This window comes from Acidiluteibacter sp. (genome assembly GCF_055129545.1).
The window spans coordinates 12,259-25,403 of record NZ_JBSRUB010000005.1 but is presented as its reverse complement, the minus strand read 5'-3'; the positions used below and the strand labels follow the sequence as shown (position 1 = coordinate 25,403).

Sequence of the window (13,145 nt, the reverse complement as noted above, 5' to 3'; positions counted from 1 at the left end):
GGAATCCAACTGAAGCAATTAACGTTAATTCATTGAATCAACTGAAGTAATTAACGTTAATTCATTGAATAGAATGTATAAATTTAGCCTATCCAATCCGTTTAACTAGTTCGATAATTCTGTTTGAATAGCCCATTTCATTGTCGTACCAACCGACTACTTTCACTAAGTTGCCGATAACTGAAGTTAATTGAGAATCAAATACACAAGAAAAAGGACTCCCAACAATATCAATAGACACTATTGGGTCTTCCGTGTATTCTAAAATACCTTTTAAATTGGTTTCGGCAGCCTTTTTAAAAGCTGCATTGATCTCCTCAATACTTTTAGGGTCCTTAACCACACAAGTAAAATCAGTCAATGAACCATCAGGAACAGGAACCCTAATCCCTGCTCCACCTAACTGCCCATCTAACTTTGGAAATATTTTTGTTATCGCTTTAGCAGCACCAGTTGTGGTTGGCACAATAGAAACTGCAGCAGCTCTAGCTCTTCTTAAATCTTTATGTGGAGCATCGTGAAGACGCTGATCTCCTGTATAAGAATGGATCGTTGTAATGTAACCACTTTCAATTTCACACAACTCATCCAAAATCTTCACTAGCGGGGCCAATGAATTGGTCGTACAAGAAGCATTAGAAAATATAGTTTGATCAGTGATAATCTCATCATTAATTCCCAATACAACAGTCGCAACATCATCTGAACTAGCTGGCGCAGAAATAATCACCTTCTTTGCTCCTGCCTCTATGTGTTGATTGGCATCTTCTCGTTTTCTAAAAAACCCGGTAGATTCAATTACGACATCAATTTTCAATTCTTTCCATGGCAGATCTTTCGGTGATTTCTCAGAAAACAATTTAACCTTAGCACCATTGATTACAAGTCCATCTTCTACAGTCCCAATAGTTCCATTGAATCGACCATGCACTGAATCATACTTAAATAAATGGCCCAACGTTTTAACATCTGCCAAGTCATTAATTGCGACCAACTCTATGCCTTCATGTTGCTGAACAACACGAGCTGCCATTCTACCTATTCTACCAAACCCATTTATCGCTAATCGTATCATTATAGTTGCATTTTTATCAAAATTAAGCACAAAAAAAAGGTCTCAGTAACACTGAGACCTTTAATTCTTGAATAACATTCAATTAATCTTTATATGTTTTTTCGCTAGAAACAGTTAAGTTATGTCTTCCCTTAGCTCTTCTTCTAGCCAATACTTTTCTACCGTTAGCAGATGCCATTCTGCTTCTGAATCCGTGCTTGTTCTTTCTTTTTCTTCTTGATGGCTGATAAGTCCTTTTCATCTTTATGTTTTATTTTGTAGCGTCCTATATTTCGGGTCACCCCTTATTAAAGTCCGCCGAGGGTTTTTCTCAAACGGAGAGCAAAAGTATTACTTTTTTGAATAGTAATAAAACTTTATAGAAAATATTTTTGGAAAATTTCCAATTGTTTTACCATTCTATTGACTGCAAATTTATATAATACTTACTTTTGCTGCAAATATAAGTAATGGCTGGATTTAGAAGAAAGAAGCACGACCAAACAGATACTCCAAAAAAGAAAATAACAAAGCAAGATTTAAAGAAATCGCTACGTCTTTTCAAGTATGTAAGGCCATACAGAGGCACCTTCGCGATTGGATTCGTATTCCTTTTGCTTTCTAGTGTTACTTCAATGGTGTTTCCATACCTCACCGGTCAATTAGTAGACTCTGCTAATTCTGATATGTTGAAGGACATTAATAATATCGCTTTAGCACTTTTAGGCGTTTTTGCAGCAAATGCAGTCTTTTCTTATTTCAGAATTTACCTATTTGCTATCGTTACTCAGAAAACATTAGCAGACCTTAGACAAAGCACCTACAATCATTTGATCAAATTGCCGATGCATTTCTTCTCTGAACGCAGAGTTGGAGAGCTAAACAGTCGCATCGCATCTGACATTTCACTACTTCAAGAAACATTAACGACGACAATCGCTGAATTGATTCGTCAAGTAATTACGATAATCATAGGAATTGCATTATTGAGTTACATCTCAGTTAAACTGACATTATTGATGCTTTGTTTGGTTCCAGTTGTTATCGTTATAGCCATCATCTTCGGAAAACACATTAAGAAATTGTCGAAAGAAGCACAATCTAAAGTAGCTGATTCAAATACCATTGTAGAAGAAACTTTGCAAGGAATTACGACAGTAAAAGCCTTCGCCAATGAGTTTTTCGAAAACATGCGTTACAGCGAAAAGACCAATGAAATAGTAGGCATTTCCTTAAAAGGTGCAAAATGGAGAGGAGCTTTTGCTTCCTTTATTATTTTCGCTCTTTTTGGCTCTATAGTAGGTGTGATCTGGTATGGCGTCATTCTAGTCAATCAAAATGGACTGAGTGTTGGTGATTTATTCACCTTTATTTTATACTCTGTTTTTGTTGGAGCTTCCATGGGTGGTATAGCAGATCTTTATTCTCAGTTGCAAAAAGCCATCGGTGCAACTGAAAACCTGATGGAAATCTTGGATGAAACTCCAGAAGATATTTCAGATGTACAATTGACTTCCTTGAAAAGAGTAAATGGAAACGTATCTTTTGATAACGTAAGTTTCGCCTACCCTAGCCGTAAAGACATCCAGGTATTAAAATCTGTTAGCTTTTCTGCAAACAGTGGTGAGCAAATCGCTATCGTAGGACCTTCAGGAGCAGGAAAATCTACGATTACCAATCTTTTACTTCGCTTTTACAACCCAAACTCAGGAACTATTTCAATAGACGGAAAGCCAATTCAGGACTTTTCGCTGTCTGAATTGCGTTCTCAGATGTCAATTGTACCGCAAGATGTATTGTTGTTTGGTGGAACGATCAAGGAGAACATTGGCTATGGAAAAATTGGAGCTACAGACGAAGAAATTATAGATGCAGCAAAACAAGCCAATGCCCATTTATTTGTAGAAGGATTTCCTGATAAGTATGAAACCATTGTTGGTGAAAGAGGAATTCAATTGTCTGGTGGACAACGTCAGCGAATTGCCATTGCAAGAGCGATCTTGAAAAACCCTTCTATCTTGATTCTTGATGAAGCTACAAGTGCATTGGACTCTGAGTCTGAGAAACTAGTACAGGAAGCATTGGAAACATTGATGAAAGGACGAACTTCTATTGTTATTGCACACCGCTTGAGTACGATTCGAAAAGCAGATAAAATATTGGTGATGAATGAAGGTCAATTGGTAGAATCAGGAACCCACCAAGAGTTATCGAATATGGAGAACGGAATCTATCAAAACTTGTCTAATCTGCAATTAGAAGTATAAACTACTTCACTGCTTTAATCATTCGGTCATTACCATTGATGTCTTGTCGCAACTCAACTTGGCTGTAACCGATTGTTTGAAATAACTCGATGGTTCGCTGACTTAAGTATTGATTAATCTCGACATAAATAGCTCCGTCTTTTGCTAATTGCTGAAGTCCGATTTCTGCTATTTTTCGGTAAAAGATCAATGGATCCTCATCGCTGACAAACAATGCCAAATGCGGTTCATAATCCACCACATTTTGATGCATACTTTCCATTTCTTGCTGTGCGATATATGGTGGATTACTCACAATGACATCCCATTGCTGATTTTGATCAAGGGCTGTATTTAGGATATCTACTTCTTGAAAATCAACCGTTACTTGATTTAATTTAGCATTCTTTGATGCAATTTCAAGGGCTTCTTTTGAAACGTCATAAGAAGTTATACTCGTCTTAGATAAATTCTTTTTCAAAGCAATTGGAATGCAACCACTACCAGTTCCAATCTCTAAAATAGTTGGCGTTTGATTACGCCAATCATTCAAAACCCATTCCACCAACTCTTCTGTTTCCGGTCGTGGGATTAGCGTATGTTGATTGACATAGAATTTCAATCCAAAAAATTCTGTCTCTCCGACTATTTGAGCAAAAGGTTCGTGCTTTAGTAATCGCTTGACACAATGAATAATTTTCACCAATTCAGATTCTGTAAACCGATGGTCCCGCTTGAGCACCAAATCTGTTGCCGAAAAACCAAAATAATGGTCCATCATTAATCGATAAGTCACTCTGATCTCCGCATCATCCATGATTGGACAAAGCTGCTGCTTGACATAAGTTGAAACGGCTTGTATGGTATTGTCTGCGATCTTCACAATTGGAGGAGGTTTGAGCTGCTAAAAGTAAATAAAAAAACTACTTTTGACGGCATGAATGTGCATGAAAAGTATATCCTCAGATGCTTAGAAATCGCCCAAAAAGGACTTGGAAGTGTTAGCCCAAATCCAATGGTGGGATCAGTAATTGTGCACAATGACAAAATTATAGGAGAAGGTTATCATCAACAATATGGTGGCCCGCATGCTGAAGTGAACGCGGTGAATGCGGTGAAGGATAAATCGCTGCTGAAAGAATCGACTATTTATGTGAGCCTGGAACCGTGTAACCATTTCGGGAAAACACCGCCTTGCTCCCATTTGATCGTAAAACACCAGATTCCAAAAGTGGTGATTGCCAATATAGATCCTTTTGCAGCAGTCAATGGAACAGGCATCAAATATTTACAAGAAAACGGAGTTGACGTCACTTTTGGCATTTTGGAGAATGAGGCGGCTTTTATCAATCGACGGTTCTTTACTTTCCACACCAAAAAACGGCCGTATATTATTCTGAAATGGGCGCAAACTCAAGATGGATTCATGGACATTGACCGGACTGACAATCCAAACACCCCTTATTGGATTACGAATCCAGCATCGAAACGATTGAGCCATCAATGGAGAAGTAAAGAAGACGGCATTTTAGTCGGGTTCAATACAGTAAAAAATGACAATCCTAGCTTGACGACTCGTGAAGTCACAGGAAAAAATCCAACACGGATTGTGATTGACAGAAACTTAGAACTACCAACAGACAAAGCCATTTTTGATGAATCGAGTAAAACGATTGTCATCAATGAGGTAATCGAAAAAGTAGAAAAGAACATTCATTATAAGAAAGTCAATTCGACTCACTCAATCAATGAAGTACTAACTGCTTTGCATGAAGAAAACATACAAAGCGTCATTATCGAAGGCGGAAAAGCCACCTTGAATCAATTTATTGAAGCTGGCATTTGGGATGAAGCTAGAGTATTGACCGCCGCCAAAAACTTTGAAAAAGGATTGAAAGCTCCATTGTTGAATCAATCCCCGAATTCTATTGAAGCAGTTGACACTGATCAATTGGCACTTTACTATTCTACGAAGAAATGATTTATTTACTGCTCAGTATACTTTTTGCTTCTTTCATATTTGTGATTTTTAGAAGTTTCAGCAACTATTCAGTGAATACGTTTACAGCTATCGTCATTAATTATACCGTAGCGGCTATCATTGGCTTTATCGTTCCTAACGAAACCATTGAGGTCTCCCAAATCATTTCAGCCGGTTGGATCTCCAATGCACTTATTCTTGGAGGAAGCTTCATCGCTTCCTTTTATTTAATGGCCATTACTGCCCAACGATTGGGAGCTTCTGTGGCTTCTGTCGCTAATAAAATGTCGGTTATCATTCCAGTGTTTTTCGCATTTTGGTTGTACAATGATTCCATTAATGTTTACAAAATCCTTGGAATTATTCTAGCGCTTATCGGGCTTTATTTAGCGACTAAAAAGGAAAAAGTAGTAGATGTCTCTCGTCAATGGTTGCTGCCAGTATCACTATTTATATTTAGCGGCTTGCTTGACACTTATGTCAAACACACCCAATTTCTTTACCTTACTGAAGAAAGCAACTCCACCTATTTTATACCCACTCTTTTTACTGCAGCTGCTTTAGTAGGTTGGATTATTTTGATTTTTCAATTTCAAAAACTTAGAACAACCACCTTGTCAACAATCATTGGTGGAATTGTGTTGGGAGGAGTTAATTATTTAAGCATCACATTTATCTTTAAAGCACTGGCACATGACAATATGGAAAGCTCAGTCGTATTTCCGATTAACAATATGGGAGTGGTTTTATTTACGAGTCTCTTCTCCATTGCGTTTTTTAAAGAACGACTATCAAAAATGAACGTTGTCGGATTGATCGTTTGTTTTCTAGCCATTGCATTAATAGCTTGGGGGATTTAATGGATTACTTTTTAACCATATCAGCAGAAAGCGAAAGCTTGTACAAAGAGAAAGGCAGCAAGTTTATTGGCTATGCCATTCCTGTGACGGATGAAGCCCAAGTAAAAGAACACCTGGAACGATTGGCGGGAATGCATCACCAAAGCAGGCATGTTTGTTATGCTTACCGACTTGGGGCGGATCTAGAAACCTATCGAATCAATGACGATGGAGAACCTTCCGGTTCGGCGGGACAACCCATTTTTGGACAAATTCGTTCTTTTGAGTTGACCAATGTATTAGTGGCTGTGGTGCGGTATTTCGGAGGAACCAAGTTAGGCGTTGGCGGATTGATTCAAGCGTATAAGACAGCCGCTAATGATGCACTAGAGCAAGCCAAAATCATCAAAGAATACGTCCCTGTGGTTTTTACCGCTAAATTTGAATATGCCCGCATGGGTGATGTGATGGGAACGGTTGAAAAATACAATTGGAATGTGGTGGAAACGGACTTTCAATTGAGTTGTAAACTGATCTTTAGCTGTAAAATTTCAGAACAAGAACAGGTATTGCAGGCTTTTGAGCCGTTGCATGATGTGGAGCTTTTAATTGTTAATGGTTGATTGTTTCTACTGTAGGGTTGCAAACATAGCGGAGCTGTGTTTTCCGAAGGAAAATCAGAAGCTAGCAAACGAGCAACAAACTTTGGTTTAGCTAAAACTAGCATTTTTTTTATACGGTGTTACCCAACGTTTTTTATTCCACGTTTGTCAAGTTCCGCTTCTAATTCAATTCGTCTTGAATTAATACTCCTTCTTGTTTTCTTATATTGAGGACTATTTGCACTTTTTTCTAAATCAATAAGCAAAAACAGTATTTCCTGTTCGGTCAATTCATTCGGTTTTTTAGAATATAATTCGCGACCAAATTCAATTGGCTCGAATGTTTGATTTTCAAATTCGTAAATTCTCTCAATTGGTATTTCCGTTTTTACATCAGTCAGTTCATAATCGGATTTCGGCAGTTTGGTTCTGTCAATAATTTGTAAGTAATCATTTAAGATTCTTTTTTCCACAAATATTTTTCCTCCACCAGCCCAATGTCTATCACTCATATCTTTTTTAACGCTCGAAATCCAATATTCATCATTAGTTTCAATGTCAAAATAATTTCCGCCAGAACGTGCTCCTTTAAGACTCTGAAGAGCTTTTCCATCAAAGTATAATGTCTTTCCGCTTTTGGAATAGGAAACTAGTCCAATCCAAGCTGGTCCTTTGTCTGAAAATCCATTCTTTTGTTCTATGTATTTTATTTCTGATTTCATTTTTTTAATGTTGGGTAACGTTTTGCATATGGCTTGTGGCGGTTTCGAAGCACTTTCCTGCCCACCCGAGACGAACTTAGTTAATTACCGAAACCTTGAATTTAGCGTTTTATCCGCCATAAGCTATATGCGTTGTTGTGCATAGTATTTTTTAATTTTTCCATTCTAAATATTGGGTCGGACTCTCTGTTTCTTCCCAATGAATTTTCAAAGTGTCCTTAATTACCGAAACAATCTTTCCTTTTTGAATAAAGTCGTTGTAGAATATTGTCAAGCTGTCTCGATTCAATAAGTACGGCATTGCTCCATCACCGTCATAGTCCACGACATAAAATTCAGTAGGTTTAAACCAAAAGTCCGCATGAGGTCCGTCAGGGTCTAAAGTCCAAATTTTGAATAGCTCTGTGGTATCAACTGTTGGGTTGGTGATTATTGTCTTTTCAGGTCGGTCAATATTTTTATTTTCTAAATCTGTGTTGTATTCTGAAATTGTGTAAGTCTTTCTGTTTTGCTCATCAGCAAGTTGATTATAACCCTTCGAGCTGTCAGTCTTGTGTGAAACTGTATGCTCTTCCTTGGATTCGAATTCACACTTTTTAGTTTCATAATTCCATCTTCCGCCTTTATCCAAGCAACTGTCAACTTTGAAGAATTGGTCAATTTTTGGATAAGCCCAAATTCCTGCCAGAATTAAGAGAAGTCCTATGGTTAATATGATTAGTCTGTTTCGGTTCATTTATATTATGCACAACAAATGGATATGACGCACTCAATGCGTCATATCCAAATTATATTTTTTACACAACCGAAGATAAGAGAAATAGTTGAAATATAGTTACAGACCACCTATCTATTAATGAGTTAACTGTAGAAAACAGTCCCCCACTAATAAATGACCAAAAAACTATACAAATATGATTTTCATAAACCAACTCCGACAAGTCCAACCAACGCATTTCTTGTTCTTCCAAGTCATTGTTAATGGTAGACAGTTCTTTTGATAGGTTGAGCATTTTTTCAGACAGGATCAAATCCCTCTTTCTTAGCGATAGCGACCATTTCAGAAAATAAATCATTAATGTCAGCATAAGTTACCCTTAGTATATAGTCAAGATTCATTTCTTTACTAAAACTCATTTTTGAATCAATTGCATATCCAGAAGATTTATACCTTTTTGAAAATTCAACCATTTTTCTTACCCCCCCTTTTGTCTTTACAAAAGGAATATAACAATCAATAGTTGCATAAACTTTTAAACTTGATTGTGGGTCTTCATGCCAATAAAGTCCTATTTGATAACCTTGATAGATACCTGCAATTCTATTTTTATCAACTTGCTTGTATCCATTAACAAGCATTTCCCTAAATAAGTTAGAATTCTTTAGCTCATTCATTAACCTTAATTGCTTTTTGCGTCTATAAACTACAAATCCAACTAATATACCACAACATACAATTGCAAACACAACCTCCATATGATACTATTTTTAAGTATCTGCTAACTTAACAATTAGATCAGTCACTATAATTGACTTTGAAGAAATTTTATTAATCAACCCTATACCAACTCCGACAATTCCAACCAACGCATTTCTTGTTCTTCCAAGTCATTGTTAATGGTAGACAATTCTTTTGATAGGTTGGTGATCTTTTCCGCATCAGAAATACCGCTTAGCATCAATTCATTGATTTCAGCTTTCCGCTTTTCCAATTGAGCCATTGATTTTTCCAAACCGTCAAATTCTCGTTGCTCATTGAAGCTCAGCTTCTTTTTCTCCTTGGTTTTCTCAACCACTGGAGCCGCATTTTTTACTTGCTCCGCTTTCGCTAATTGAGCTGCTTCTTTGGCCTCTCGCTTTGTTTCTTCTTTGTAGTCGGTGTACTTTCCATTAAAGTCTTTGATGACTCCTTCGCCCTTAAAGACAAATAAATGATCCACAATCTTGTCCATAAAGAAACGATCGTGAGTTACCACCATCACGCAACCTTCAAATTCCATCAAGAAATCTTCCAGTACATTCAGTGTCATTATGTCCAAGTCGTTGGTTGGCTCATCCAGAATCAAGAAGTTCGGGTTGTCCATCAATACCGTCAATAGATATAATCGACGTTTTTCTCCACCACTCAACTTTGAAACATAAGTATATTGCTGCTTTGGAGGAAATAAGAATCGCTCCAAAAATTGAGAAGCCGTAATTTTTCGCCCTTTCGCCAATGGAATAATCTCTGCGATGTCTTTTACCACATCAATGATTCGTTTGTCCTCGTCAAGGGTCATCCCATCTTGCGCATAATGCCCAACCACAACAGTTTCTCCTTGTACAATTTTCCCAGCGTCAGCTTCTAGCTCACCGGTAATCAATTTTATAAAAGACGACTTCCCTACTCCATTCGGACCAACGATTCCAACTCGGTCTCCACGCTTAAAAGTATAGTTGAAATCTTCTACAATTTTCTTCTCGTCAAAACTCTTGCGCAAATGGTGAAATTCTAAAATCTTTCCACCCATTCGTTGGCCAACTACTTCTAGCTTCACTTCTTCTTTCGTGATTCTTCGTTTCGCAGATTTCTCTACTTCATAAAAAGCATCTTGCCTAGATTTAGCTTTGGTGGCGCGTGCTTGTGGCATTCTGCGCATCCAATCGAGCTCTTTCTTGTATAAGTTCTTCGCTTTCTCAATTTCGCTCATCGTAATCGATTCCCGCTCTTGCTTTTTCTCAATGTAGTACCCATAACTTCCTTTATAGGCATATAATTGTCCATTATCAATTTCGATAATTGAATCACACACCCGCTCCAAAAAGTAACGGTCGTGAGTCACCATCAACAGTGTCATATTCTCCGTAGCTAAATAATTCTCTAACCACTCAATCATTTCTAAATCTAGGTGGTTGGTAGGCTCATCGAGAATAATAAACTCAGGTTGTTCAATTAGCACTTTAGCCAAAGCCAATCGTTTTTTCTGCCCACCTGAAAGGGTATTTACTCTTTGCTCTAGGTCATACAACTGCAACGAACCTAGAATCTGCTTTAGTTTTGCTTCGTAATCCCAGGCTTGCAAACTGTCCATCTGATCCATGGCCTGCTGAAAAGTATCCGCATCAGCTCCATTCTCAACAGCGTCATTATAGAAATTAATGGCTTGCATAAAAGTGTTATCCGCCTTAAAAATCTCCTCATTAATACTATGCGTTGAATCAAAGATTTGCTCTTGACTTAAATACCCAACAGTAATATCATTTCTCCACACCACTCTTCCTTCACTAACTGGTTCCTTACCAATTAAGCAATTTAAAAAAGTCGTTTTTCCAGCTCCATTTTTTGCGATCAAGGCAATTTTTTGCCCTTTTTCTACTCCGAATGATATTTTATCAAATAATACTCTGTCGCCAAAGTTTTTACTCAATTCTTCTACAGATAGGTAATTCATTCGTTTATTGTTCTAATATCAGTTACACGGCTCATTCCATTTGCCGCAGCCGTATAATCCGGCTTAATTTCTAGTGCTTTTTTATAAATTTTCTCAGCGTTTTGAATGTCTCCTAACAATTCAAAACAGTAGCCATAATTGTAATAGGCTTCATAGTACTTAGGGTCAATTTTAATCGCTTTTTCAAAATACTTTTTTGCTTCGCTGTATAATTTCAAATGAACCAAATGAATGTACCCCATATTGTAAGGAGCTTCACGCATCTGTGGATTAATTCTCATGATTTTGGTGTAGTTATCCATTGCTTCATTCAACAAATCGTGCTCTTGCTGATACATGGCTTGAGTATACAGCGCATTTACATTTGAAGAATCAATTGACAAAATGTTATTGGTGTAATCAATCACCAATGGATCATTTTTATCGCCATAGGCGATAGCCAATTGCAAATAAGATTTAACATTTTTAGGATCTTGCTCCACAGCAGTTTGCCAAGAACTCAATGCACGCTCTTCATTGCCCTGAGCATCAAACACCAAACCTTTTAAATAGTATATATCTGCGTTGTACTGATCTTCTCTTAGTGATTTATCAGCAAATTCCAAGGCTTTATCATAGTCTTGAATGACATAATAGATTTCTCCAATCTTCAAGTAGGCATTCGCTCTTTCTTCTTTGTTTTTTGCATTTTTGTAAGCCATTTCAAAGGCATACTTCGTTGGCTCAAACTGCCCTTGAGCAGCTTGCAAATCACCCAAAACAATATACACACTGTAGTTATTTGAATCTAAACTCAATGCTCTTTTCAAATCAGCTGAAGCTGCAGCTAAGTCACTTACTTCTAGAAATAATTTAGCTCGATCTGCATAAAGGTTCGCATTATTTAGATCAGCCTTTATCGCTTGATTAGCTGCCGACATTTTGTCCTTAAAAGCTAATTCCGTTTGACTTTCTTCTGTGATTTGCTGTTCCTCAACGGCAACAGAAGTTTCATTTTTAGCAGCATCACCGCAAGAAAATAAGATAATCCCAACGGAAAAGAATAGAATGGTTCGTTTTATCATAATCAGTAAAATTAAAAATGCCCTGTTTGTAATCAAACAGGGCATAAAATTAAATATTTTAAAATCGTCAGGACTGAATTATTGACTTCGTTTTAAATTAAAACCTTCAATACTCCTTAAACTCGTCTATCTTCAATAGAATCTATTGGAAAACTAAAGAATAAGTAGATTCAAATTCAATCTATGATTAGACAGGTTGTTGCATTCTTTCTTTAATCTTTGCTTCCAACTCATCCATCAATTCAGGATTGTCTCCAATTAACATTTTAACGGCGTCACGACCTTGACCTAATTTAGTCTCTCCGTAGCTGAACCAGCTACCGCTCTTTTTAATGATATCGAAATCTACCCCTAAATCGACAATCTCACCTACTTTAGAGATACCTTCTCCATACATGATGTCGAACTCTGCCTTTCTAAATGGTGGTGCAATTTTATTCTTCACGATTTTTACTTTCACTCTGTTACCAGCGATTTCTTCACCGTTTTTAATTTGCGAACTTCTTCGAATATCAATTCTAACAGAAGAATAAAATTTCAATGCATTACCACCAGTGGTTGTTTCTGGATTACCGAACATGACCCCAATTTTCTCTCTTAATTGGTTGATGAATATACAGCAACAGCCAGTTTTATTGATGGTTCCCGTCAATTTTCTCAATGCTTGAGACATCAACCTTGCTTGTAATCCCATTCTTGAATCACCCATTTCTCCCTCGATCTCCGCTTTAGGAGTCAAAGCAGCTACAGAGTCAATAACGATTAAATCAATTGCTCCTGAACGGATTAAATTTTCAGTAATCTCCAATGCTTGTTCCCCATTATCTGGTTGAGAGATAAATAGGTTTTCTGTATCCACACCCAAATTCTCAGCATAGGTTCTATCAAAAGCGTGTTCCGCATCAATAAATGCAGCGATACCACCTTGTTTTTGAACTTCTGCAATAGCGTGAATTGCTAATGTAGTTTTACCAGACGATTCTGGTCCATAAATTTCTACTATTCTTCCTCTAGGGAAACCACCAACTCCTAACGCTAAATCTAGCGAAATTGAGCCTGATGGAATTGAATCAATGTCCTCCACAGCTTGATCTCCCATTTTCATGATTGATCCTTTGCCGTAAGTTTTCTCTAGCTTATCAATGGTTAATTGAAGTGCTTTTAACTTCTGGTCTTGTACGTCTTTTTCTGCTTTTGCCATCTTTG

13 protein-coding genes are annotated in these 13,145 nt (G+C 37.3%); 4 read left to right on the top strand and 9 right to left on the bottom strand.

All coding sequences use genetic code 11. The features are described from left to right. Positions 1-88 precede the first annotated feature (88 nt). Both gap and rpmH read right to left on the bottom strand, forming a co-directional pair. Entirely contained in the window at positions 89-1,075 is a 987-nt protein-coding gene (gap, locus tag ACTB0X_RS01825) for a type I glyceraldehyde-3-phosphate dehydrogenase (protein ID WP_463023272.1), read from the bottom strand. Between the two features lie 82 nt (positions 1,076-1,157). Beyond that, positions 1,158-1,316 carry a 50S ribosomal protein L34 gene (gene rpmH, locus ACTB0X_RS01820; protein ID WP_463023271.1) on the bottom strand — a complete coding sequence of 53 codons (159 nt, stop codon included), beginning with the start codon at positions 1,314-1,316 and terminating at the stop codon, positions 1,158-1,160. A gap of 208 nt (positions 1,317-1,524) precedes the next feature. Between rpmH and ACTB0X_RS01815 the strand changes: the two genes are divergently transcribed. Continuing rightward, positions 1,525-3,321, top strand: a complete 1,797-nt coding sequence (locus ACTB0X_RS01815; protein WP_463023270.1) for an ABC transporter ATP-binding protein — start codon at positions 1,525-1,527, stop codon at positions 3,319-3,321. 1 nt (position 3,322) lies between these two features. Here the strand turns inward: ACTB0X_RS01815 and prmC are convergent, their stop codons facing one another. Next, entirely contained in the window at positions 3,323-4,183 is an 861-nt protein-coding gene (gene prmC, locus ACTB0X_RS01810) for a peptide chain release factor N(5)-glutamine methyltransferase (protein WP_463023269.1), read from the bottom strand. A 54-nt stretch (positions 4,184-4,237) separates the two neighbouring features. Between prmC and ribD the strand changes: the two genes are divergently transcribed. Genes ribD through ACTB0X_RS01795 form a run of 3 tightly spaced genes read left to right on the top strand, consistent with a single transcriptional unit; the run spans position 4,238 to position 6,743 of the window. Further along, complete coding sequence (gene ribD, locus ACTB0X_RS01805) at positions 4,238-5,281, top strand: bifunctional diaminohydroxyphosphoribosylaminopyrimidine deaminase/5-amino-6-(5-phosphoribosylamino)uracil reductase RibD (RefSeq protein ID WP_463023268.1); 1,044 nt, start codon at positions 4,238-4,240, stop codon at positions 5,279-5,281. Beyond that, positions 5,278-6,141 (top strand): EamA family transporter, encoded by an 864-nt coding sequence (locus tag ACTB0X_RS01800; RefSeq protein WP_463023267.1) that lies wholly within the window; start codon positions 5,278-5,280, stop codon positions 6,139-6,141. Before ribD ends, ACTB0X_RS01800 begins: the two co-directional genes overlap by 4 nt. Then, positions 6,141-6,743 carry an IMPACT family protein gene (locus tag ACTB0X_RS01795; protein WP_463023266.1) on the top strand — a complete coding sequence of 201 codons (603 nt, stop codon included), beginning with the start codon at positions 6,141-6,143 and terminating at the stop codon, positions 6,741-6,743. The genes ACTB0X_RS01800 and ACTB0X_RS01795 overlap by 1 nt, the downstream gene beginning before the upstream one ends. A gap of 119 nt (positions 6,744-6,862) precedes the next feature. Here ACTB0X_RS01795 and ACTB0X_RS01790 read toward each other — a convergent pair whose 3' ends face one another. From ACTB0X_RS01790 to recA, 6 genes are all read right to left on the bottom strand, one after another. Next, entirely contained in the window at positions 6,863-7,444 is a 582-nt protein-coding gene (locus tag ACTB0X_RS01790; protein WP_463023265.1) for a hypothetical protein, read from the bottom strand. A gap of 151 nt (positions 7,445-7,595) precedes the next feature. Then, positions 7,596-8,180: a hypothetical protein gene (locus ACTB0X_RS01785; protein WP_463023264.1), complete on the bottom strand. Its 585-nt coding sequence runs from the start codon at positions 8,178-8,180 to the stop codon at positions 7,596-7,598. A 281-nt stretch (positions 8,181-8,461) separates the two neighbouring features. After that, positions 8,462-8,920, bottom strand: coding sequence for a hypothetical protein (locus ACTB0X_RS01780; protein ID WP_463023263.1), 459 nt, complete (start codon positions 8,918-8,920; stop codon positions 8,462-8,464). A gap of 83 nt (positions 8,921-9,003) precedes the next feature. Beyond that, on the bottom strand, positions 9,004-10,875 hold the full coding sequence (gene abc-f, locus ACTB0X_RS01775) for a ribosomal protection-like ABC-F family protein (protein WP_463023262.1): 1,872 nt from the start codon (positions 10,873-10,875) through the stop codon (positions 9,004-9,006). Further along, positions 10,872-11,939: a tetratricopeptide repeat protein gene (locus ACTB0X_RS01770; RefSeq protein ID WP_463023261.1), complete on the bottom strand. Its 1,068-nt coding sequence runs from the start codon at positions 11,937-11,939 to the stop codon at positions 10,872-10,874. The genes abc-f and ACTB0X_RS01770 overlap by 4 nt, the downstream gene beginning before the upstream one ends. Positions 11,940-12,126: 187 nt before the next feature. Next, the gene (recA, locus tag ACTB0X_RS01765; protein ID WP_463023260.1) at positions 12,127-13,140 is read right to left on the bottom strand and encodes a recombinase RecA; all 1,014 of its coding nucleotides are present in this window, start codon (positions 13,138-13,140) and stop codon (positions 12,127-12,129) included. Positions 13,141-13,145: the final 5 nt, after the last annotated feature.